Here is a 21,629-nt window from a genome sequence, read left to right as displayed (position 1 = left end):
TCAAAGCTTCCAGCCGGAATGCAGCGCGGCAATGCCGCCCGAATAGTTCCGATATGTCACACGGTCGAAGCCGGCGCGCGAGATCATCGCGGCGAAGTTGGGCTGGTTGGGGAACTTGCGGATCGATTCGACCAGATAGCTGTAGGGCTCGCCGTCGCCGGTCACCATCTGTCCGATGCGCGGAATGGCGTTGAACGACCACTGCTCGTAGATCTTGTCGAGCACCGGCATGTCCACCTCCGAAAACTCCAGGCACAGGAAGCGGCCGCCAGGCTTCAGCACGCGATAGGCCTCCGAAAGCGCCACGTCTATGCGCGGCACGTTGCGGATGCCGAAGGCGATCGTGAAGGCGTCGAAGGTCTCGTCGTCGAAGGGCAGTTCCTCGGCATTCGCCTCGACGAAATCGGTATTGGCGGCAAGCCCGCGCTTTTCGGCGCGCTCCTTGCCGACCGCCAGCATGGAGCCGTTGATGTCGAGCACGGTGGCATGCGCCTGGCGATGCGAAGCTTCGATGATGCGGAAAGAGATGTCTCCGGTGCCGCCGGCCACGTCCAGCACCTTCCAGCCCGCGCGCTTGGGCGGGTTGAGCCAGGCCACCATGGCATCCTTCCACAGCCGGTGCAGGCCGCCCGACATCAGGTCGTTCATCAGGTCGTAGCGGCCGGCGACGCGGTGGAAAACTTCGTTGACCAATCCCTGCTTCTCGGCCTGGTCTACGCTCTTGAAACCATAGGAGGTTTCCATGCCCCCGGCCGCCGTGGTCCGTTGCTCTGACATTTTTTCCGATCCGCCTTAAATCCGGCGGGACCATAGCCGATCACGGTGGGCAACGCTATTGTTTAAGGCGCGGTGAAGAGCCGCGCTTTTCGGAATGCGGGTTGCGAGAGGGAGACAAAATGCCTTTGAAAGCGGAATTGCACTGCCACATCGAGGGTGCGGCAGCGCCCGAGCTAGTGCTGAAACAGGCCGCGAAATATGGCAAGGACGTCTCCCACGTCATTCGCGACGGCTCTTTCGTCTGGCATGATTTCACCAGCTTTCTCGCGGCCTACGACGTCGCCTCCGACCTCTTCCGAACCGAGGAGGACTATGCGCGGCTGGCCGACCACTACCTGACCAGCCTGGCGCGCGACGGCGCGATCTATTCTGAGGTCTTCACCTCTCCCGACCATGCCATCAAGGCCGGGCTGTCGCCAAAGGCCTACACCGACGCGCTGGGTGAAGGCATTACGCGCGCCCGCGACAAGACCGGCATCGAGGGCCGCATGATCGTGACCGGCGTGCGCCATGTCGGCGTCGAATCGATCGAGGCGGCGGCGCGCTTCGCAGCCAAGTGCGACCACCCGCTCGTGACCGGCTTCGGCGTTGCCGGCGACGAGCGCCACGGCGACATGGAAGACTATGTGCGCGCTTTCGAGATCGCGCGCGAGGCGGGGCTGGGCATTACCGTGCATGCCGGCGAGTTCGGCGGCTGGGAGAGCGTGAAGGCCGCGCTCGATCATATCCGCCCCTCGCGCATCGGCCATGGCGTGCGCGCCATCGAGAACCCGGACCTCGTCAAGCGCATCGCCGACGAGGGCGTGGTACTGGAATGCTGCCCCGGATCGAACATCGCGCTCAAGGTGTTCGAGGATTTCGCCAGCCACCCCTTCCTGAAGCTGCAGGAGGCCGGTTGCAAGGTGACGCTCAACTCCGACGACCCGCCCTATTTCTGGACCACGCTGAAGCGCGAGTACGAGATCGCCGCCACCCATTTCGGCATGAACGACAAGGCGCTCGCCGCCGTGACCCGCACGGCGATCGAGGCCGCTTTCGTCGACCGCAAGACCAAGGCCACCCTTCTGGCCAAGCTCGACGGTCGCCAGCGTTAGAGCGGTTCAGGGCAAGAAGGCGCGACAAATCTGTGGCTGGCGCGTGCTAGGCGGTTTCGCCGACCCGCGGCAGCCGATAATATTGCCCGGCAGCAGAACCTTCAGGAGCGAATTTCAATGGGCGTCATTGTCGTCGACCACCCGCTTGTCCAGCACAAGCTCACCATCATGCGCGACAAGGAAACGTCGACCGCCAGCTTCCGGCGGCTGCTCCGCGAGATCTCGCTGCTGCTCGGCTATGAGGTGACGCGCGACCTGGAGCTCACCACCAAGAGCATCGAGACGCCCATCGAGACGATGGAAGCGCCGATCCTGGAAGGCAAGAAGCTGGTCTTCGCCTCGGTCCTGCGCGCCGGCAACGGGCTTTTGGAAGGTCTGCTCGACCTGGTGCCGGCCGCGCGCGTCGCTCATATCGGTCTCTATCGCGACCACGACACGCTCGAGGCGGTGGAGTATTTCTTCAAGGCGCCGAGCGACCTCGCCAACCGCCTGATCATCGTCGTCGACCCGATGCTGGCGACCGCCAATTCCGCGATCGCGGCCATCGACAAGCTGAAGGAGCGCGGCGCCACCAACATGCGCTATCTGTGCCTGCTGGCCGCGCCCGAAGGCATCGAACGCTTCACCAAGGCCCACCCGGACGTGCCGGTCTACACCGCCGCGATCGACCGCCAGCTCAACGAGAAGGGTTACATACTTCCCGGCCTGGGCGACGCCGGCGACCGCCTCTACGGCACCAAGTAGCCTTTCGCGCCGTTTTACCGGCGGTTAAGGACACCCGCCGAATTCCCTGCGGATTGCGGCCGAACATCGCCGGCGTTAAAGCCGCCGACACCATGCGCACGTAGGGTCACCCAAAAAAGAACAGGGTGGCTCATGTTCCGCAAGTTGATCATCTTTTCCGTTTGCGCGGGAACCTCGGCGTCGTTCCCGACGCTCTACGAATCGAACCAGGAGACGGTCAGTCGCCTGCTGCGCCCCTATTTGGGCGCCGCATACACGGAACCGGCGACGCCACAGCCGGTGTCGTTGCGGCCGGGCGAGACCAGCGGACGCAAGGTGCGGCTGGCCGCAGACTATCGCGGCCATTTCACCGCCGACTTCAAGATGAACGGCCGCTCCGTGGAAGCCATGATCGACACCGGCGCCACTCTGGTGGCGATCAACCGCTCCACCGCGCGGCGCATCGGCATTTCGCCAGCACAGCTGGAGTACAATCAGGAAGTCGACACCGCCAACGGCGTCGCGCGCGCCGCATTCGTCACCATCGACCGGCTGCAGGTCGGGCAAATCTCGCTCGACAAGGTGCAGGCCGTGGTGATGGACGACCGGGCTCTTTCCAGCACGCTGATCGGCATGAATTTTCTGAATCGCCTCGGCAAGTATCAGGTCGAGAACCGCACGCTGCTGATGGTGCAATAGGCGCCGGCGCTTTTCGCGTCCAATTGCAATGACGGCGCCGTTCCTCCTAAACTTTCCGACCGCGTGACTTTAGAGGAGACGCAGCATGGACCGATTCACGGGCGGTTGCCTGTGCGGCAACGTCCGAATTGTCGCGTCGGGGGCCCCAATCCGGGTCGGGCTTTGTCACTGTCTCGACTGCCGCAAGCATCACGGTGCCCTTTTCCACGCTTCCGCGATATTCCCTCAGGATGCGGTGGCGATCGATGGCGAAACACGCGACTACGCCGGGCGGTTTTTCTGTCCCCGTTGCGGCTCGTCCGTTTTTTCACGCAGCGCGGACGAAATCGAAGTGAACCTCGGATCGCTGGATGCCCCCGACCAACTGAAGCCGACCTACGAACTCTGGACCGTCCGTCGCGAGTCCTGGTTGCCGCCGTTTCCGCTCACGAGACGATACGACCGCGATCGCGACGCCACGAGTCGCTCGGAGGAGTAGGTCGCACGAATGGCGCGAAGGGGCACTCCCGGAAGGAACTCAAACGCAGTTAAAGCGGCCTATCCCGTCCCGCAAAGGTGAGCGACGCCGCTCACCTCGGCGCGATGCGTCTCACCACGGCCTTGCGCGGAGCCGGCCTCGCATCCCCCAGCGTGTAGGCGGCCAGCACCGAAGCCGCCGCGCGCTCGGCATCCGCCTCGTTGCGCGCATGCACCAGCGCCAGCGCCTCGCCGGCCCGCACCTCCGCGCCCACCGGCAGCAGCCGGGTGATGCCCACGGTGTGGTCGACGCTGTCTTCCGGCTTGGTACGGCCGCCGCCGAGCGCCACGACGGCCATGCCGACGTCGCGCGTCTCGATGTTGGTCACGAAGCCGCCGCGCGGCGCTTTCACCGTGAATTCCGTCTTGGCCCTGGGCAGATAGGAAGCGCAGTTCTCGACAAAGTCCGACGGCCCGCCAAGCGCCGCCACCATGCGCGAAAACACTTCAGCCGCCGAACCGCTGTCCAGCGCCTGCCGCGCGCGCCGTTCGCCTTCCTGGATGGACGCAGCGATACCTGCCTGCTGCAGCATCTCGGCGGCCAGCGCCAGAGTGACCTCTTCCAGCCGACGGTCGCGATGCCGGCCGGTGAGGAAATCGACCGCGTTCTGCACCTCAACCGCATTGCCGGCGGCCGAGGCCAGCGGCTCGCTCATGTCGGTGATCAGCGCCGAGGTGGGCAAGCCGGCGCCATTCGCCACCTCGACCAGGCTGGTCGCAAGTGCTGTGGCATCGCGGCTCTTGGCCATGAAGGCGCCGTTGCCGACCTTGACGTCGAGCACCAGCGACTGCAGACCCGCTGCCAATTTCTTGGACAGGATCGAGGCGGTGATGAGCGGAATGGATTCGACGGTCGCCGTCACGTCGCGGATCGAATAGACCCGCTTGTCGGCCGGCGCGAGGTTGGCCGTCTGGCCGATGATGGCGCAACCAGTCTTCAGCACCGCGTCGCGAAACAGCTTGTTGTCGGGCTGGCTGACATAGCCGGGGATGGAATCCATCTTGTCGAGCGTGCCGCCGGTGTGGCCGAGGCCGCGGCCGGAGATCATCGGCACATAGGCGCCGCAGGCCGCCACGATGGGCGCCAGCATCAGCGAGACATTGTCTCCGACGCCGCCGGTGGAATGCTTGTCGGTGACCGGGCCGGGCAGATCCGACCAGTCGAGTACGTCGCCGGAATCGCGCATGGCGAGCGTCAGCGGCACCGCCTCGTCGCGGCTCATGCCGTTGAAGAAGACGGCCATGGCAAGCGCAGCCACCTGCCCCTCCGACACCGTGCCCGAGGTCAGCCCGTGGACGAAGCCGGCGATCTCCTCGGCGGAGAGCGGCTTGCCGTCGCGCTTGCGGCGGATGATTTCCTGCGGAAGCAGGTTGCTCCCCCTCGCGGCACCGCTACTCATCCAGAAACCCCTCGCGGAACATGGTCTTCAGCACCGTCGCCAGCCGGGCGCCGCCGATGGGCGCCATGTCCTTGGTCTCCTCGTGCGACAGCTCGGCCCCGGTCATACCGGCGGCCAGGTTGGTGACGACCGAGCAGGCCGCCACCTTGAGCCCGAAGAAGCGCGCCAAGATGACTTCCGGCACGGTCGACATGCCTACCGCGTTGGCGCCCAGCACGCGCGCCATGCGGATTTCGGCCGGCGTTTCGAAGCTCGGACCCGAGAACCACATGTAGACGCCCCGGTGCAGCTTGATTTCATCCGTCTCCGCCGCCCGCGCGATCGCCGCGCGCAAGCCCGCATCATAGGCTTCCGTCATGCCGACGAAGCGGCGGTCGCTCGGCTCGCCGAACAGCGGGTTGGTGCCCGAGAAATTGATATGGTCGTCGATCAGCATCACCGAGCCCGGCAGCATGTCGGGGTCCACCGAGCCGGCGGCATTGGTAAGCAGCAGGTGCGTGATGCCGACCCCGGCCAGCACCTCGATGACCGGCCGCATCGCGGCGGCGTTGCCATGCTCATAGTAGTGCGCGCGGCCGGCCAGCATCAGCACCGGAACGCCGGCGAACTGCCCGGCCACGACCTCGCCGGCATGGCCGGTTACGCCGCTGACCGGGAAGCCCGGCAGGTCAGCATAGGAGATGCGGACCGGCTTTTCGACCTCGTTGACGAGGCCGCCCAGGCCGGAGCCGAGCACGAGCGCCACGCGCGGCGCGAGCCCGCCCAGCCGTTCGACGAGATGATCGATGGCTTCCTTCATTTGAGCGTGCTGCCTTCGAAACCGTAGGGGAGCATCTGCCCCATCGTCACGGTCTCGACCACGCCCGCATCGTCGCAGAGGTAGAGCTTGGTGTCGGCGTCGGCGAACTCCGCCAGCCGCTGGCGGCAGCCACCGCAGGGTGTGATGCGGTGCATGCGCTCGGCGACCACGGCAATCTCCGTAATCTTGCCGCCGCCGCCCATGATGTAATGGCCGAGCGCGGTGGTCTCGGCGCACCAGCCCTCGGGATAGGACGCCACCTCGATGTTGCAGCCGGAAAAGACGCGGCCGTCTTCCGTGCGCAGGGCCGCCCCCACCGGGAACTTCGAATAGGGCGCGTGGGCGTTCTTCATGGCCTGCCTTGCGGCAAGAACTAGATCATGAGGCTTAAGTGCGGCCTGAAAGGCGGTACGAAATGAGTCATTGGACATGGTTTTTCCTCTCCGTCTCGGCTACGCCTCGACACCTCTTCCCTCTTGGCGAGGGGAGAGAGTGTCCTTTCGAAAGCCTCTATCACCGTTCCTTCACGTAGGGCACGCCGCCGGCACGCGGCGGGATGGCCTTGCCGATGAAGCCGGCGAGAAGGATGACGGTGAGGATGTAAGGCAGCGCCTGCATGAGCTGCACCGGCACCTTGCCGATGAACGGCCAAGGCATGCCCTGGAAGCGGATGGAAGCGGCTTCCAGGAAACCGAAAAGCAGGCAGGCGAACATGGCCGGCACCGGCTTCCACTTGGCGAAGATGAGTGCAGCGAGCGCGATAAAGCCCTTGCCGGCGGTCATGTCCTTCACGAAGCCTGCGTTCTGGGCCACCGAGAGATAGGCGCCGGCAATGCCGGTCAGCACGCCGGTGCACAGCACCGCGCGATAGCGCAGCCAGGTGACCGAGATGCCTGCCGTATCCACCGCCGCCGGGTTTTCGCCAACGGCGCGCAGGCGCAGGCCGAAGCGCGTGCGAAACAGCACCCACCAGGTGAACGGCACCATCAGGAAGGCGACATAGACCAGCAGCGAATGGCCGGAGATGACTTCCGCATAGATCGGGCCGATCACCGGCACGTCATGAACCGCATCCGCACCCGGCAGCGTGATGGCCTGGAAGCGGGCATCACCGCTCAGCGAGGGCGTGCGGCCGCCCTGCTGGAACCAGGCCTGGCCGAGGATGATGGTGGAGCCAGCCGCGATGAAGTTGATCGCCACGCCCGAGACGATCTGGTTGCCGCGGTGGGTGATCGAGGCAAAGCCGTGCACCAGCCCGAAGCAGACCGCCGTCAGTATCGCGGCGGCCAGCCCGATCCATGCCGAGCCGGTGACGGCCGCGGCCGAAGCGCCGGCGAAGGCGCCGGCCAGCATCTTGCCTTCGAGGCCGATGTCGAAAATGCCCGCGCGCTCCGAATAGAGGCCGGCGAGGCAGGCGAGCAGCAGCGGCACCGAGACGCGGATCGTCGCGCCGACGAGCTGAACGAGAACGTCGATGAGCTCCATCAGGCGCCCTCCCCCTTGACCACGGTGACGCCGACCGAACCTGGGCTCACACTGGCGAACAGCGTCTGGATCGCCGGGCGGAACATATGCTCCAGCGCGCCGGCAAACAGGATGACCAGGCCCTGGATGATGACGATCATGTCGCGCGAGATGGCGGGCATGTCGAAGGCGAGTTCGGCGCCGCCCTGGTAGAGCACGCCGAACAGGATGGCTGCCGGCACGATGCCAGCCGGATGCGAGCGGCCCATCAGCGCCACCGCGATGCCGACGAAGCCGGCGCCGGTGACGAAATCTAGCTGCACGCGGTGCTGGTCGCCCATGATCGGGTTAAGCGCCATCATGCCGGCCAGCGCGCCAGAAATCATCATGGTGATGATGATGATGCGCGCTTCGGAAATGCCGGCATAGCGCGCCGCCTTCGGGCTGAAGCCATAGGTGCGCATTTCATAGCCGAGCTTGGTGCGCCAGATCAGCACCCAGACCAGGAAGGCCATGACCAGCGCCAGCAGGAACGAGATGTTCAGCGGCGCCGAGCGCACGGTCATGCCGAACATTTCGAGCAGCCAGCCGAGCTTGGGCAGTTGAGCGCCGGGCAGGAAGTCGCGCGTCTGCGGCGCCATCGAGCCTGCGGGCTTGAGCACGTCGACCAGCAGGTAGACCATCGCGCTGGCGGCGATGAAGTTGAACATGATGGTGGTGATGACGATGTGCGAGCCACGCTTGGCCAGGAGATAGGCAGGGATCAGCGCCCACAGTGCGCCCACCGCCGCCGAGGCGAGGATCGCCAGCGGGAAGGTCCCCCACCAGGGCAGGACGCCGTCGAGGCCAAGGCAGACCAGCGCGACGCCGAGACCGGCGATATAGGCCTGGCCCTCGCCGCCGATGTTGAACAGGCCGCAATGGAAGGCCACCGCGACCGCGAGACCGGTGAAGATGAAGTTGGTGGCGTAGAACAGCGTGTAGGCGATGTTCTGGCCGTTGCCGAAGGCGCCCTTCACCAGGATTCCCGCGGCCTGCAGCGGGTTTTCGCCCACCAGCATGACGACGAAGCCGGCCACCATGAAGGCCACGGCCAGATTGATGATCGGGATCAGACCGTAGTCCGCCCAGCCGGGCAGTTTTGCGTAGGGCGTGCTCACTCTGCGGCCTCCTTGCCTTCGACGCCGGCCATAAGCAGGCCCAGTTCGCCTTCGCCCGCGTCGGGACCACGCTCGCCGACGACGCGGCCGGCAAACATCACCAGGATGCGGTCGGACAGCGAGCGGATCTCGTCGAGCTCGACCGAGATCAGCAGCACTGCCTTGCCCTGGTCGCGCATGGCGATGAGGCGCTTGTGGATGAATTCGATGGCGCCGACGTCGACGCCGCGCGTCGGCTGGCCGACGATCAGGACGCCCGGGTCCTGCTCGATCTCGCGCGCCAGCACGATCTTCTGCTGGTTGCCGCCGGAGAAGTTCGCGGTCTTCAGCCGGCAGTCGCCCGGCCGGATGTCGTATTTCTCGATCTTCTCCCGGGCATCGTTGCGGATCGCGTCGATGTTCAGGAACGGGCCGTTCAGATATTTCGGCTGGTCGTGATAGCCGAGAATGGAGTTCTCGTTCTCCTCGAAGGCCAGCACGAGGCCGACATGGTGGCGGTCCTCCGGCACGTGGGCCAGGCCACGGTCGCGCAATTCGCCGGGGTCGGCGATGCCGGTGACATCGATGGGCTTGCCGTCGAGCATCACCGTGCCCGAAACGGCGCGGCGTGTGCCAGCGATCGCCTCGATCAGCTCCGACTGGCCGTTGCCGGCAACGCCGGCGATGCCGACGATCTCGCCGGCGCCCACGTCGAAGGAGACGTTGTCGACCATGGTGATGCCGCGCGAGTCCTTCACCGTCAGGTTCTTCACCGACAGCTTCACGGCGCCAGGCTTGGCCTCGCCCTTTTCGACGCGCAGCAGGACGCGGCGGCCCACCATCAGCTCGGCCAGCTCCTCGACCGTGGTCTCGGCCGTCTTGCGGGTGGCGACCATCGTGCCCTGGCGCATGACCGAGACGGTGTCGGTGATGGCCATGATCTCGCGCAGCTTGTGCGTGATGAGCACCACCGTCTTGCCCTGCTGCTTGAGCTGCTCGAGGATGCGAAACAGGTGATCGGCCTCGGCCGGCGTCAGCACGCCGGTCGGCTCGTCGAGGATCAGGATTTCGGCGCCGCGATAGAGCGCCTTGAGGATTTCGACGCGCTGCTGCAGGCCCACCGGCAGCTCCTCGATCACCGCATCGGGATCGACCTCCAGCCCGTATTCGCGCTCCAGCCGGCGAAGCTCCGCGCGCGCCTTGGAAATGGAATTGTTGAGCAGGGCCTCGCCCTCGGCCCCGAGGATGATGTTTTCGAGCACCGAGAAGTTTTCCACCAGCATGAAGTGCTGGTGCACCATGCCGATGCCCGCCGCGATCGCATCATTGGAGGAACGGATGGCGGTCGGCTTGCCGTCGACGCGGATCTCGCCGCTGTCGGCCTGGTAGAAACCGTACAGGATCGACATCAGCGTCGACTTGCCGGCTCCGTTTTCGCCGATGATGCCGTGGATTGTGCCGGGAGCGATTTCAAGATTGATATCGCGGTTGGCGCGAACGGCACCAAAACTCTTGTTGATGCCGATCAGCTCGATTGCAGCTTCCGCCATGCGACGGTCTACCCCTGTTTTATTTTTATCGTTTGGTCAAAAACTAGCATGCCGCATTTTCCCTGCCAACTGGCCGGGAGACCTGGATTTCACTCTCGACAAATCGCCTGCCGATTGTCAATTTCCAAGGCGGTGCCGGGCGCGATATCGACAGATTGTCGAGAATTTGTGGCAGAATGCCCGCATCGGTTCTTACTTCTGCAACAAGGATACCGACATGACCGCCACCGACGACCGGCTGACGACGCTCGAGATACGAGCGGCCGAGCAGGAGAAGACCATCGAGGAACTGTCCAGCCAGATCGCCGAACAATGGCAAGTGATCGACCGGCTTCAGCGCAAGTTGGATATGCTGACGGAGCGCTTCCTGACCCTCGAAGAGCAGACCGCCCCCGGCCACGAGGCGACGAAGCCACCCCATTGGTGACTTCGCCCTCCGGCGACTTCATTCGGCCGCGCTCCGACCGGCCGGCGCAGGCTGTACTCCCAGCGCCGAGGCGCGCGCCAGCGGCAGCAGGCAAAGCCCGCCGATTGCGGCAGTCAGCGCCAGGAAGACGCCGAACCCAGCCCAACCATGGGTCTCGATGACATAGCCTGCCAGCGGCGGTCCGATGACGGTGCCGATGCCGCCCGCCTGGCAGACGAGGCCGATGGCGATCGACGCGGATTTTCCCTGCGGCACGATCGCCGGAATGCTGGCAAACAGCGCCGAGGCGACGATGCCGCCGGCAATGGCGATGACCACCGCCGCCGTCGTCGCCAACGCGGACGCGGAGCCGCCGAAGGTCGGCACTGCCGCCACCAGACTGGCCGCGAAACCCACGCCCGCCAGCATCAGCACGAAGCGGCCGTCGCGGCCCTTCACCAGAGCACCGGTCAGCACGTTGCCGATCGGCACGATCAGCGCGATCAGGCCGGCCGAAAGCGCGATATTCGCTTCCGGAAGCCCGACGAATGCCGGCATGAAGGCAAAGAAGCTGACCGAGAGCACGACGTAGAAGCCGAAGGACAGCGCCACCAACGCGACCGGAAAGGTGAGCTGCCCGGCCAGGCCGCCGGTCAGCGGCGGCGCCTTCTGAGCCTCTCCCCCGGCATCAGCGTCGCCGATGGCGGCAAGCAGCATGGCGCCCAGCAGTGCAAAGAGCGCAAAGGCCAGAACGGCCGCCAGCAGGAAGAATTTCGGCTCGGCCGCCGGCAGCATGCCGCGCGCCAGAAAGTCCGCCACCGCGAAGCCGACGGGGACAAAACCGCCCCAGATCGCCAGCGCCGGCGCCCGCCAGGCAGGCGGCGCGATGGTATTGAGCAGCGCCGGGATGACGATCACCAGCACCAGATAGCCGATGCCTTCGACCAGGCGCGCAGCGAGGATGGCCGCCGGGTCGCTGAGGAAGGCGAGCGCCAGGCCGCCAACCGTCATCACCACGGCCGAGGCGACGAAGGAGCGGCGCATTCCGGCGCGCTCGATGGCCCAGCCGGTCGGCAGCGCCACCAGCGCCACGAAGATGCTGATCATCGAGGTCAGCCAGCCGATCAGCACCAGCGAGAAGCCGGCTTCGCTTCTGTACCATTCGACCAGCGGCGCAATCTTGCCGAGCTGGGTGCCGGCGAACACGCCGGCCAGCAGCAGCGCGGCGATGGCGGCGAGGCGTGTCTTGCTGTCGTTCATCGGTGTCCTCCCCACGCCGCAGCGGCTCGAAATCGGATTGAGGCGTCCTCGCGCCAGGGCGGGCGCGGCGCCTGAAAAGGGTCAAAGAAAAACCGCCGGCTTGCGCCGGCGGTTCATGTTCATGTCCCTAAAGATCAATAGGGGCAGGCGTTGTCCGACATGTAGTCGTGGACTTCGATCTTGCCCGAGGCGATGTCGGCCTTGGCCTGTTCCACCGCCGCCTTCATCTCGTCGGTCACCAGGTCCTTGTTGTTCTCGTCCATGGCGTAGTCGACGCCGCCTTCCTTCAGGCCTAGATCGTTGAAGCCCGGCGTGAACTTGTCGTTCTTGGTGTCCATGAAGGCGTTGTAGACGGCCACGTCGACGCGCTTGAGCATCGACGTCAGCACCTTGCCCGGCTGCAGCCCGTTCTGGTTGGAATCGACGCCAATGCCGAGCTTGCCCGCATCTGCGGCCGCCTGGAGAACGCCCACGCCGGTGCCGCCGGCAGCATGGTAGACCACGTCGGCGCCCTGCGAGATCTGCGACTTGGCGATTTCGCCGCCCTTCGTCGGGTCGTTCCAGGCCGCCGGGGTGTCGCCGGTCATGTTGTAGAACACCTCGGTCGCGCCGGCAGCCTTGGCGCCGCCGACATAGCCGCAGCCGAACTTGCGGATCAGCGGGATGTCCATGCCGCCGATGAAGCCGACCTTCTTGGTCTTGGAGGCCATGGCCGCCAGCATGCCGACGATGTAGGAGCCTTCATTGTCCTTGAAGATGACGGAGCGGACATTGGGCTTGTCGACCACCATGTCGATGATGGCGAACTTGGTGTCCGGGAACTCCGGCGCAACCTTCTCGAGCGTAGCGGCCCAGGAGAAGCCGGCCATCACGATCGGGTTGTTGCCGCCCTCGGCGAACTTGCGCAGCGCCTGCTCGCGCTGGGCGTCGTTCTGGATTTCGAAGTCGCGGTAGGCGATGCCGGTTTCTTCCTTGAACTTCTCGGCGCCATGGAAGGCAGCCTCGTTGAAGGATTTGTCGAACTTGCCGCCGAGATCGTAGATGATCGCCGGCTTGACGTCCTCGGCGAAAGCCGGGAAGGCCAGTGCGGTTGCGGCCAGAAGGCCAAGAACGATACGCTTCATGTGATCCACACCCTGTTTTGCGTTGGTGCGCCGCGTACGTTCCTCGCCCTGCGGGCGCTCCACGGCGCTTCGCAGGAGGTGCCCCTCCCACATGCGCGCCACTCTTGCACGGCAAAAAATAAAATTCACGCGGAATCTTGAACGGCCGGAATGCCGTTGCGGCAACGGAAGCCGCCACGGCATTCGCTCATCGCCCTGCCCGCGGAGCGTAGGAAATGGAATCTTGTCCCCCTCCCCCGCCGGCGCCTGCGCAATCAGGCGCCGGTCGAAACTCTCTGCGGGATCGGGCAGGCAACGCCCGTGCCCTGCAGCCCGCAATAGCCGTTCGGGTTCTTGGCCAGATACTGCTGGTGGTCTTCCTCGGCAAAGTAGAATTCGGGCGCTGGCTTGATCTCGGTTGTGATCTTGTCGCGGCCTGCCCCGCGCAGCGACGCCTCATAGGCATCGCGCGAGGCAATGGCCTCCTGGTACTGCTCATCACCAAAAGTGTAGATCGCCGAGCGATAGGTGGTGCCGACGTCGTTGCCCTGGCGCATGCCCTGGGTGGGATCGTGGCTTTCCCAGAACGTCTTCAGCAGATCGGCATAGGAAACCACCTTGGGGTCGAACACCACCAGCACCACCTCGGCATGGCCGGTGAGCCCGGTGCAGGTCTCCTGATAGGTCGGGTTGGGCGTGACGCCGCCGGCATAGCCCACCGCGGTCACCCACACACCGTCCATCTGCCAGAACAGGCGTTCCGCCCCCCAGAAGCAGCCCATGCCGAACATCGCCTTCTCAAGCCCCTCCGGATAGGGCCCTTTCAGCGGGTGCTTGGAGACGAAATGCTTCGCCGCGGTGGGGATCGGCCGGTCGCGGCCGGGCAAGGCCTCCTCCGGCTTCGGCAGCTTGAGTTTCTTGTTCAGCATGTCGCTCAGGAAAAACATGGCATTGTCCCTTTCTCGGGATTTTTGGGCCCCAGACCGTCAGCTTCCCACCCGGCCTCAGGGCTCGACCGCAAAGTCCCGCCCGCGCCGCCGCGGCTTGTGGCCTATCGCGTAGAGCAGGAAGGCGAGCACGCCGAACACGGCGAAGCCGGGCAGGTTCAGGACGGTGACCGCGACCGGGTCCCAGGCCAGCGGGTTGATCTTCGTCTGCATGAAGTGCTGGAAGCTCTCCAGCGTGTGGGGCGACACCGCGCCCCAGCTCGCGCGCAGCGGCGTGAGCACCAGATGCGAGGCAGCAACGGTGCGCGTCGCATCCAGCACCGCCATGATGACGGCGACGGCCAGCGAGATCGTTGCGGCAAGCCTGAACAGGAAGCGCAAGGTCAAGTCCTCTGGGCTGCGTTTCGTCAAGAGAGATATGGTGCGTTGCAGTGCTTCGCAATCGTCCTATATCAAATTCGTCTGATCCACGCTGGCCGCCGAGGCTGGGCACAATTTTTTGCGCCAACCAAAAAACAGTGATCCGGCAGGCTTGGCATTCGCCGCAGGATCGACTAGATGAGCCCGGCGCATGCGTCGTTCGACGATGCCTGCGCCCGCGGAGAGGTGGCCGAGTGGTTTAAGGCGCACGCCTGGAAAGTGTGTATACGGGGAACCGTATCGGGGGTTCGAATCCCCCTCTCTCCGCCAGAAACACAAGCTACCGACTTGTTTTTCCTTCATTTTTTGACTTTTCCGTCCAGCTTTCCCCACAACCTTCCCCACAAGGCCTTTGTGATGCAATTGGTTTGAGAGCCGCCAGATTACTGGCAGCCCTCCGGCAGGTTATCGAGCCATTCCTTAGCATCTTCGGCCCGGACAAGGGTCCTACGGCCGGCTTTTCGTACCTTCAATAGCCCGGCCTTTGTCTGCTCGTAGAAATGGGTCCGGCTCACGCCGAACGCCTGGCAGAACTCATTCACCGTGTATGCGTGCTTTTCGGACGCATCATTCACAGCACTGCCCTCCATCCAAAGCCGAGCCAGACGCCGGCAATACCGACGCCTAGGATCGAAGTGAGAATGACGAGCTCGACGGGTCGAAGCTGCTTCAGCATGCGGCGCCTCCAGCGAACAAATGCGGATGCCGCGACTTGGCCACTGCGACCAGCCGGGCGAACTCGTCTTCGCCAAGTTCAAGACGGACGGTGTCGAGGATGACCCGCTGTTTGTCGTCCTGCTGTTTGACGTCCGGCTTGTGCCGGGCGGGGCGTAGCGTTGCCGCGTGATTCTTGATCGCCGACCGGACGCGCTTCTTCCAGCGAATGGCGCTTTGTGCTCTGGTGCGCCATCCTGGCCCACGGCGGGCCGGGTCAGTCTCGGACTCGGCTATCTGAGCAATGATGCTCTCAATTTCCATTTCGAGTTTGAGGACTTCCGCGTCGCATTCCTCGCGGGTTCTCAGATCGCGGACGCACATGTCGCCCTCGACGATAAGGTCGAGCGGGTCGGTGGGGATGACACTGATCACGACACGCCTCCCTTGTCTATCAGCGTGCCCATGGCGTCGCGGAGTCGGTTGGTGGTGCCGTTCAGCGCCTCGCGAACCGTAATGACGTAGTCATCCGCCATGTCGGTCGAGTTGCCCAGGGCCAGCCAGATCGTCACGAGCTCGTCAATGACTTGGTCGATCTGGTCAATGGCGTCGATCTTCTTTGCCGGAGCGGCGATCATTGCGACACCTCCTTGCTGGCAAGGCCTTCATGACTGACCAACGCATCGTGCATCACGTCGATCAGATCGCGAGCGAGACGCATGCCGGCGCCGATAGCGTCGGCAAGATCTGTTGGCGGTTCGCCGTTCTGGATGGACCAAGCCGCCGCCTCGCATAGTCGCGTGATGGCCGATGCTTCATAGGCGCAGCTGATAATCTCGTCGGAGGACATATCGCGTTGGGGAACGAAACGGCTCATCGGTTCGCCTCCTGTACCGCCGGCCTGACGTATTCGAGATCCTTCAGGGCCTGTTCGAGGACCCCGGCGAGGCTGTCGAGGTCGTCGCCGGCAACTTCGCCACCGAACATGGCACACATGACGGTGCGAATTTTGTCGATGCCGCGGTCGAAGAGGTCTTCGGCGCCGATTGTCTGGGCAGGGATGGTGACCTTCATCATCATGACCGCACCTCCCCCAGCGACGCCACGCTCTTGGTAAGCTCCTCCATGGCGTAGGCAGGATCGGTCAGCCCATCGACCATGCGGTTCGCCAGGAAGAAGAATTTCTGCGCCGCGTCGTTCGGTGCCTTTACTGGTCGACCACTGGCCTCATTGTCGATGGCTTCCAGAAGACCAGCGACCGAATTGCGGAGCTTCTCCAGCATCTCCCCTGCTGGAGAAAAGACGTTGCCATCCGATACGAACCTTGGCTGGCAAATTAGCGCGGTGAATACCTCGAATATCGTTTTGAGGGCATCATGCAGGTCAAAAAGGCCTTCCATGTTCAGCTTAGAGGGATCGAAGATCGGTCCGGCTTCCGGCGCACCTTGAACGAAGGCAATCCCCTCCTCGCGGATGCTGTCTACCCATTCGTCGCGAACAGAGATGGTCAGGTTGTCGCTCGCCGCAAGTATCTTCGCGACCCAGTCGAGGGGGCATGTCGAGTCCTGCCCAAGAAACCTGTCGGCGTCGGCGTCGAGCTCGTCGCACAGGGCTGCGATTTCGTCGCTGGTGAAGCCGCCCTTACTGGCGTGGCGGTTCTTCACCTCCCATTCGCGAAAAAGCGACTGGATCGGTGTGGTTGCGGGCATAGCTTCGGCGTGCGCCCGCGTGGCGTCGTTCGTATGCATGGTGGGAAATCTCCCGAAAATGGATTGTGGAAGCGCGGCCCAGGAGCCGCTTCAGGTTCGACTAGGCGACTTCCCCGTCTGCGGCAGGAATGTCTAGCGCGTATGCCTCCCGCCACACATCGGCATGGTAGGCTTTCACCGTGCCGTAGTTGGCATCGAAAACGTCGATGGAGGCGATGCCCATTTCGGTCGACGTACTTTTGAGCAAGCGCCAAGAAAACTGTTGTCCGTGGTAGAGCATCTCCATACGCTTGACGGTCGCGTATTGGCGAGAGCGGTCGAGTTCGATCTGCAACCGGCCGGCCTTTTTGACCGCCTGGCTCGCGGTATTCATAGCCGTCGCCTCGCGGCGCGATCCGATTTCGGCTTTCGTTTGTTCGGCAAGCCGTCTTGCTTCGACCTGATCAGCCCATGCGCGAGCGGCAGCTACGGGATCGGAGAAGTTGGGTATCGCCAAAGAGCTTCCCGCAACAATCCCTTCTAATTCGCGCAGGCGAATAAGCACCTTGCGGCGCAGTGGTGCGCTGTAGCCAAGAAGCAGTGTTTCCGTCAGTTCTCGGTCAAGCCGGAACTCGGTTTGCCCCCGGTTCATGCTGTCGAAATAGATATGAGCAAACTTGCTCACATCTTCCTGAAGCTCGGAAAGCATGCGCTCGATATCCCTTTTGACATCGGGATGCCGCTTGCCGGTCAGCCCCGCAATCTCGCGGCTGGACATTGTGATCGGGGTATTCACCGTTTGTGCCGGTGGAATTTGCACCGAAGTGGTGCTATGTACGCTCTGCATCAGCTTTCTCCAGATTGCTGCTGTTTTCCGGCTTCGACGGGGTTAGGTCGCCAAACTCAGACCCCGTCGTCGCCATTCCCTCTTGTACCTCAGTCGCGTCGGAAACGGATTCCACTATCCTGCGAACTTGGGACATTTTCTCCATCCGATCACGAATGCACCGGACGATTTCGCTGTTCTGCGAGCTGCCGTTTCTGGCCGCCTGCGCTTCGATGAAGGCCTTCGCATCATCCGGAAGGCGTAAGGAAGTTGTGCACGTGCTCATTCGCTACCTCTTTTTAACTATGTTGACACCGTTTTAGTGTCACACCAAAATAGTGTCAAGACACTGACACCAGAATAGTGCTATGGTGTTGTGGATAGTAGGAGCCCGCAATGGCAGAAGACCGTCTCGACGACGAAGTCAGGATCACGTTACGGCTGCCAGCCAGACTGCGTGACGCCTTGATCAAAAGCGCAAACGAAAGTTCTCGCTCAATGAACGGGGAGATTGTGAACCGCCTAGACGAGAGCCTGGGCATTGAACGTGCTGAGGCGAGCTTCCATCGCCGCCAGCAAGAGACTGAAAGGAAAATGCTGTACGTCGTTCTAGATGCTGACGGCCATCCGGTATCTTGGCAGAGCGTCATGGGCAATTTAGCGAGGATCGCGGAAAATTCGCAGGGTGAAGTTCGCGCAATCGACGCCGTCGTCATCTCTCCGACTGACGAGATCAAGCCATGGGCTCGCGAATATGACCTGGTCGAAGACGCCCCAAATTTCCGACAGACCGCCAAAAGTGAAGGTGGGAGCGCCATCGTCGATCGACCCGAGTTCCCTCGGCGACAGAGGCCGATCCGATAGCGGCCTGTTCTTGCAGCTCTCTGGGGTATTGCCGATGCAGCATCGCGCCTCTGCAAAACGGGGCCAAGGTGTTTCGCCTCGGCTATTTTCAGCATGTGCGGTTGTCGGCTTGAGGCGTGATCCACATCGGCTCCATCGATTTAATGAAGCCAGCCTAGTGGGCTATTGCCCTCACTGTCAATGGGCTATTGCCCCCATCCACATCAGCGTGGCCTAATCCAGTCGATAGGAGCAGCCCACTCTACGACTACGTCTTCGATGTCAGCAGCGTTGGTGCTCGTCAAAGTCCAGACGTCTTGCGCCGCACCTCGCCGGATGGTTTTCACCAAAATCCGCCCGTCTGCGAGTTGCACCACGCAGCGACGGTTGATCATTTCGTGCGGCGGCAGATGCCGCGAGTAGTAGAGCAGCCACCCGTCCTCGAAGGCCGGCAGCATCGAGTCGCCTTTAATCCTTACGGCAACCGTGCTCTCTGAGGCTTCTGGAGGGGCTTCAGCCATCTCCCCGCCGCCATCATCTATTGGATAAACCGCCTGCCCGGCGCCGACGTAACCCATCAAAGGCACAAACCTTTGCGCATCTGGCTGCTCTCCGAGCAGATCAGCAACGGTTGTGTCCAGGACCTTCGCGATCTTGGCGAACTTGTCGATACTCGGCACGCGGCTGCGCTCCAGCATGTCGCGAACGAAGGTGTTACCAAGCCCAGCCGCCATAGATAGCGTCCGCATGGACAGCCCCTTGGCCTCCATTCGCGCGCGCAGCCGTTTTCCCCAATCTGTTTCCATGCCGAGGGTTATAGCCCACTTTGTACTTGACTGTCACGGGGGAAATAGCCCACATAGTTATCGGATCGTTTTTGAGGTGGCGGACTATGACCACGACGGAGCTTCTCGCTCGAATTGAAAAGTTCAAAGCCGTGACCGGAATGTCGGACACGGCGATAGGGCTCAACTGCCTGAAGGATGGCAAGTTCGTTGCCGAGCTTCGTGCTGGGCGGCGGTGTTGGCCGGAAACAACGGAACGCGTCCTTGCTTACATCGGTAGACATGACCTCCCTCCCCCACATCCGCACCACTGACGGAACAGTCCTGGTTCGCGATCCGCAAACCGGTCGCGTCGTGTCGGGCCGTTCGCTCGACGATGCGGTCACCCGTCTCTCGCGCGTGCACCCCGCCCATACGCATGAGCATGCGCACGTGCACGAGGAAAAGCCATCATGAGCAACATCGACGATCAGATGAACGCCGAGCAGGAGCGCGCATTCCTGGCATGGCGCGAACTCCGCAACAAGGCCTGGGAAACCGGCGACAAGGCCGATGCCCACGCAGCAGGCAAGGCGTTCGCGACGTTCTCCTACCTGTACACCGCAAACACCTATCGGCCATCGTCGAAGACTGGAAGGCATGGCCTGTGATCCCCAGTCAACCGGTCCCCGATACCGCCTTTGTCCAGGAGATCGAGCAGGACGTGCTTGGCACTCTCCTGTTCGGCGGCGACTTCCGAAAGGTGATGTCCTTCCTCCGGGAAGAACATTTCGTTGCCGATGTTCACCGCATCCTTTTTCGTGCCATCCATGCCGCGCATGAGCAATACGGCACGACAACCATGGCTGTGGTCAGCAGGCTCATGCCCGCCGAGACCGCCATGCTGTTCAACGAGAAGGCAGGGCAACCGCCGATGGCTTATATGGCCTCGCTCGCCTCTGCCGTGTTCACCGGCCCCGCTGGCCTTGAGCGCGGGGGCAAAGCGGTTATTGCGCAGTGGGCGCGCCTGAAGGCGGCGGAAGTCGGCACTAAGCTGCATGAGGCCGCGACCGACGCGACATCGGACCCGAAAGCGCTTATCCAGGGGATCGCGTCCGACCTCGACGACATATCCGCAGAACTTCGTGCCGGACCACGCAGGAAGACACTCCACACCCTTGATACCGCTACTTCGGAAGCCGTCGAGGACGTCCGGGCAGCAATGGCACGCGGCAACGGCCTTACCGGGTCCACATGGGGGCTGACGGATATCAACGCCGCTACAGGCGGCATTCATCCGGGCGAAATGGTGATTGTTGGGGCCAGGCCTTCCATGGGGAAGACCGCATTTGCCTTGTCGGTAGCCCTTCGCACTGCCGGATCGGGTGTCGGGGTCGGGTTTCTGTCGCTCGAAATGGGCGCCAAGAAGCTTGCGGTGCGCCGGTTGACCGACGTTGCATTCGATTGGGGCGTCAAGGTGCCTTACACCAACCTCGTCAAGGGCACTGTGACGGAGGAGGAGCTATCTGCCATCCTCCAGGCAAACCAAGACGCGGACGGCCTGCCGCTCTGGATCGAGGAACAGTCTGGACTCACCCTCAGCGATATCAGGGTCAGGGTCGAGCGTATGGCGGAACAGGCCGCCGCCAGGAAGATCGCGTTCGGTGTCCTGATTGTCGACTATCTCCAATTGGTGAGGGCGTCCGGACGATATGCCGGCAACCGCGTCAACGAGATCAGCGAAATCTCGTGGGGGCTGCGCGAGCTCGGCCGCGAGTACGGCTTTGGCGTTATTGCCCTGTCTCAGCTCTCGCGGCAGGTCGAGACACGCGACGACAAGCGCCCGCAGCTTTCAGACCTCCGCGATTCCGGCTCGATCGAGCAGGACGCCGATATGGTCGCGTTCCTGTTCCGTGAAGCCTACTACCTCGAAAAGGCCAAGGGCAAAGACCCCGACAAGGAAGCCGACCGCGTCGGCCGTCTGATCGAGGTTCAAAACGAGCTCGAATTCATCATTTCGAAGCAGCGCAACGGCCCGACGAAGACGGTCAAGCTCTTCGTCGACATCGCATGCTCGGCCGTCAGAAACGCGGCGAGGTTCTGATGAGCATTCAAGCTGTCGCATGGGCACTGGAGCAGACGATACCGGATCAGGGCGCAAAGCTTGTCCTGATCTCGCTGGCGAACGCCTATAATTCCAAATCCGGTCGCTGCTTCCCGTCGATCGAGCAGATCATGGTCGAGGCATCCTGTTCTCGCGCAACGGTCAAACGCAAGCTCTCGTGGCTGGCCGAAAATGGATGGATCGAGTCTCAGAACACGTTCGATAGGACCGGCCGCCAGCTATCGAACAGCTACACGATTCACTTTCATGCCGGGCACGAAGGAGGGGTTCAAATTGAACCGGACGGGGGGCTCAATTTGAACCACCGGGTGTTGATTTCCGCCAGGAACTGACCCGGGATTTCCGCCGAGAATTGACCCGCCTTTCAGGTATGTTTCGGTTCGGTGGTGGTGGTCAAGGTCCTGCTTTTCTCCTTCGTGGTTTTGGTCTCAT

Annotated in this window: 28 protein-coding genes and 1 tRNA gene; 11 read left to right on the top strand and 18 right to left on the bottom strand. The window is 63.1% G+C overall.

What is annotated here, in order from left to right; all coding sequences use genetic code 11:
* Window positions 1-777 (bottom strand): bifunctional demethylmenaquinone methyltransferase/2-methoxy-6-polyprenyl-1,4-benzoquinol methylase UbiE, encoded by a 777-nt coding sequence (ubiE, locus tag ABLE85_RS00145; RefSeq protein WP_348790671.1) that lies wholly within the window; start codon window positions 775-777, stop codon window positions 1-3.
* Between the two features lie 119 nt (window positions 778-896).
* Here ubiE and ABLE85_RS00140 point away from each other — a divergent pair, with 119 nt between their 5' ends.
* The 4 genes from ABLE85_RS00140 (at window position 897) to ABLE85_RS00125 (ending at window position 3,771) form a co-directional block, all read left to right on the top strand.
* Entirely contained in the window at window positions 897-1,871 is a 975-nt protein-coding gene (locus ABLE85_RS00140; protein WP_348790670.1) for an adenosine deaminase, read from the top strand.
* A 117-nt stretch (window positions 1,872-1,988) separates the two neighbouring features.
* Window positions 1,989-2,615 (top strand): uracil phosphoribosyltransferase, encoded by a 627-nt coding sequence (gene upp / locus ABLE85_RS00135; protein WP_348790669.1) that lies wholly within the window; start codon window positions 1,989-1,991, stop codon window positions 2,613-2,615.
* Between the two features lie 132 nt (window positions 2,616-2,747).
* The gene (locus tag ABLE85_RS00130) at window positions 2,748-3,293 is read left to right on the top strand and encodes a TIGR02281 family clan AA aspartic protease (RefSeq protein ID WP_348790668.1); all 546 of its coding nucleotides are present in this window, start codon (window positions 2,748-2,750) and stop codon (window positions 3,291-3,293) included.
* Window positions 3,294-3,378: 85 nt separating this feature from the next.
* Window positions 3,379-3,771 (top strand): GFA family protein, encoded by a 393-nt coding sequence (locus tag ABLE85_RS00125; protein WP_348790667.1) that lies wholly within the window; start codon window positions 3,379-3,381, stop codon window positions 3,769-3,771.
* 91 nt (window positions 3,772-3,862) lie between these two features.
* On the opposite strand, the gene deoA is transcribed toward ABLE85_RS00125, so the two are convergent.
* The 6 genes from deoA to ABLE85_RS00095 form a co-directional block, all read right to left on the bottom strand.
* Window positions 3,863-5,179 (bottom strand): thymidine phosphorylase, encoded by a 1,317-nt coding sequence (gene deoA, locus ABLE85_RS00120; protein ID WP_348791414.1) that lies wholly within the window; start codon window positions 5,177-5,179, stop codon window positions 3,863-3,865.
* Window positions 5,180-5,201: 22 nt separating this feature from the next.
* On the bottom strand, window positions 5,202-6,008 hold the full coding sequence (locus ABLE85_RS00115) for a purine-nucleoside phosphorylase (RefSeq protein WP_348790666.1): 807 nt from the start codon (window positions 6,006-6,008) through the stop codon (window positions 5,202-5,204).
* Window positions 6,005-6,439 (bottom strand): cytidine deaminase, encoded by a 435-nt coding sequence (gene cdd, locus ABLE85_RS00110; RefSeq protein WP_348790665.1) that lies wholly within the window; start codon window positions 6,437-6,439, stop codon window positions 6,005-6,007. Before cdd ends, ABLE85_RS00115 begins: the two co-directional genes overlap by 4 nt.
* An 82-nt stretch (window positions 6,440-6,521) precedes the next feature.
* Window positions 6,522-7,493, bottom strand: coding sequence for an ABC transporter permease (locus tag ABLE85_RS00105; RefSeq protein WP_348790664.1), 972 nt, complete (start codon window positions 7,491-7,493; stop codon window positions 6,522-6,524).
* A complete protein-coding gene (locus ABLE85_RS00100; RefSeq protein ID WP_348790663.1) occupies window positions 7,493-8,632 on the bottom strand; it encodes an ABC transporter permease in 1,140 nt (379 codons plus the stop codon). The genes ABLE85_RS00105 and ABLE85_RS00100 overlap by 1 nt, the downstream gene beginning before the upstream one ends.
* On the bottom strand, window positions 8,629-10,161 hold the full coding sequence (locus ABLE85_RS00095; RefSeq protein WP_348790662.1) for an ABC transporter ATP-binding protein: 1,533 nt from the start codon (window positions 10,159-10,161) through the stop codon (window positions 8,629-8,631). The genes ABLE85_RS00100 and ABLE85_RS00095 overlap by 4 nt, the downstream gene beginning before the upstream one ends.
* A 217-nt stretch (window positions 10,162-10,378) precedes the next feature.
* Here ABLE85_RS00095 and ABLE85_RS00090 point away from each other — a divergent pair, with 217 nt between their 5' ends.
* Window positions 10,379-10,588, top strand: a complete 210-nt coding sequence (locus ABLE85_RS00090; protein WP_348790661.1) for a SlyX family protein — start codon at window positions 10,379-10,381, stop codon at window positions 10,586-10,588.
* Window positions 10,589-10,606: 18 nt separating this feature from the next.
* Here ABLE85_RS00090 and ABLE85_RS00085 read toward each other — a convergent pair whose 3' ends face one another.
* From ABLE85_RS00085 to ABLE85_RS00070, 4 genes are all read right to left on the bottom strand, one after another.
* Window positions 10,607-11,827: an MFS transporter gene (locus ABLE85_RS00085; protein WP_348790660.1), complete on the bottom strand. Its 1,221-nt coding sequence runs from the start codon at window positions 11,825-11,827 to the stop codon at window positions 10,607-10,609.
* Between the two features lie 134 nt (window positions 11,828-11,961).
* Window positions 11,962-12,951, bottom strand: coding sequence for a BMP family ABC transporter substrate-binding protein (locus ABLE85_RS00080; protein WP_348790659.1), 990 nt, complete (start codon window positions 12,949-12,951; stop codon window positions 11,962-11,964).
* A gap of 254 nt (window positions 12,952-13,205) precedes the next feature.
* Window positions 13,206-13,877, bottom strand: coding sequence for a peptide-methionine (S)-S-oxide reductase MsrA (msrA, locus tag ABLE85_RS00075; RefSeq protein WP_348790658.1), 672 nt, complete (start codon window positions 13,875-13,877; stop codon window positions 13,206-13,208).
* A gap of 57 nt (window positions 13,878-13,934) precedes the next feature.
* Window positions 13,935-14,204: a hypothetical protein gene (locus ABLE85_RS00070; protein ID WP_348791413.1), complete on the bottom strand. Its 270-nt coding sequence runs from the start codon at window positions 14,202-14,204 to the stop codon at window positions 13,935-13,937.
* Window positions 14,205-14,477: 273 nt separating this feature from the next.
* Between ABLE85_RS00070 and ABLE85_RS00065 the strand changes: the two genes are divergently transcribed.
* Window positions 14,478-14,567, top strand: a tRNA-Ser gene (locus ABLE85_RS00065).
* A gap of 399 nt (window positions 14,568-14,966) precedes the next feature.
* Here ABLE85_RS00065 and ABLE85_RS00060 read toward each other — a convergent pair.
* The 6 genes from ABLE85_RS00060 to ABLE85_RS00035 all read right to left on the bottom strand — a co-directional run bounded on the left by ABLE85_RS00060 (window position 14,967) and on the right by ABLE85_RS00035 (window position 17,486).
* On the bottom strand, window positions 14,967-15,386 hold the full coding sequence (locus tag ABLE85_RS00060; RefSeq protein ID WP_348790657.1) for a hypothetical protein: 420 nt from the start codon (window positions 15,384-15,386) through the stop codon (window positions 14,967-14,969).
* Window positions 15,383-15,589 carry a hypothetical protein gene (locus tag ABLE85_RS00055; protein WP_348790656.1) on the bottom strand — a complete coding sequence of 69 codons (207 nt, stop codon included), beginning with the start codon at window positions 15,587-15,589 and terminating at the stop codon, window positions 15,383-15,385. Before ABLE85_RS00055 ends, ABLE85_RS00060 begins: the two co-directional genes overlap by 4 nt.
* Window positions 15,586-15,828 (bottom strand): hypothetical protein, encoded by a 243-nt coding sequence (locus ABLE85_RS00050; RefSeq protein WP_348790655.1) that lies wholly within the window; start codon window positions 15,826-15,828, stop codon window positions 15,586-15,588. The genes ABLE85_RS00055 and ABLE85_RS00050 overlap by 4 nt, the downstream gene beginning before the upstream one ends.
* Entirely contained in the window at window positions 15,825-16,031 is a 207-nt protein-coding gene (locus ABLE85_RS00045; RefSeq protein WP_348790654.1) for a hypothetical protein, read from the bottom strand. The genes ABLE85_RS00050 and ABLE85_RS00045 overlap by 4 nt, the downstream gene beginning before the upstream one ends.
* Entirely contained in the window at window positions 16,028-16,699 is a 672-nt protein-coding gene (locus ABLE85_RS00040) for a hypothetical protein (protein ID WP_348790653.1), read from the bottom strand. Before ABLE85_RS00040 ends, ABLE85_RS00045 begins: the two co-directional genes overlap by 4 nt.
* A 61-nt stretch (window positions 16,700-16,760) precedes the next feature.
* The gene (locus ABLE85_RS00035) at window positions 16,761-17,486 is read right to left on the bottom strand and encodes a Rha family transcriptional regulator (protein WP_348790652.1); all 726 of its coding nucleotides are present in this window, start codon (window positions 17,484-17,486) and stop codon (window positions 16,761-16,763) included.
* 375 nt (window positions 17,487-17,861) lie between these two features.
* Here ABLE85_RS00035 and ABLE85_RS00030 point away from each other — a divergent pair, with 375 nt between their 5' ends.
* Entirely contained in the window at window positions 17,862-18,329 is a 468-nt protein-coding gene (locus ABLE85_RS00030; RefSeq protein ID WP_348790651.1) for an Arc family DNA-binding protein, read from the top strand.
* A 203-nt stretch (window positions 18,330-18,532) separates the two neighbouring features.
* Here ABLE85_RS00030 and ABLE85_RS00025 read toward each other — a convergent pair whose 3' ends face one another.
* Window positions 18,533-19,114, bottom strand: a complete 582-nt coding sequence (locus ABLE85_RS00025) for an XRE family transcriptional regulator (protein ID WP_348790650.1) — start codon at window positions 19,112-19,114, stop codon at window positions 18,533-18,535.
* Window positions 19,115-19,357: 243 nt separating this feature from the next.
* Between ABLE85_RS00025 and ABLE85_RS00020 the strand changes: the two genes are divergently transcribed.
* From ABLE85_RS00020 to ABLE85_RS00005, 4 genes are read left to right on the top strand one after another with little or no spacing between them, the layout of a single operon-like run.
* Entirely contained in the window at window positions 19,358-19,549 is a 192-nt protein-coding gene (locus tag ABLE85_RS00020) for a hypothetical protein (protein ID WP_348790649.1), read from the top strand.
* Entirely contained in the window at window positions 19,546-19,743 is a 198-nt protein-coding gene (locus ABLE85_RS00015) for a hypothetical protein (RefSeq protein WP_348791461.1), read from the top strand. The genes ABLE85_RS00020 and ABLE85_RS00015 overlap by 4 nt, the downstream gene beginning before the upstream one ends.
* Window positions 19,740-21,176 (top strand): DnaB-like helicase C-terminal domain-containing protein, encoded by a 1,437-nt coding sequence (locus tag ABLE85_RS00010; protein ID WP_348791412.1) that lies wholly within the window; start codon window positions 19,740-19,742, stop codon window positions 21,174-21,176. Before ABLE85_RS00015 ends, ABLE85_RS00010 begins: the two co-directional genes overlap by 4 nt.
* Complete coding sequence (locus ABLE85_RS00005) at window positions 21,176-21,529, top strand: helix-turn-helix domain-containing protein (RefSeq protein ID WP_348790648.1); 354 nt, start codon at window positions 21,176-21,178, stop codon at window positions 21,527-21,529. The genes ABLE85_RS00010 and ABLE85_RS00005 overlap by 1 nt, the downstream gene beginning before the upstream one ends.
* Window positions 21,530-21,629 lie beyond the last annotated feature (100 nt).

It is taken from the genome of Mesorhizobium sp. KR1-2, from assembly GCF_040045035.1.
Lineage (GTDB): Bacteria > Pseudomonadota > Alphaproteobacteria > Rhizobiales > Rhizobiaceae > Pseudaminobacter.
This window is presented reverse-complemented; position numbering and strand designations above follow the sequence as displayed.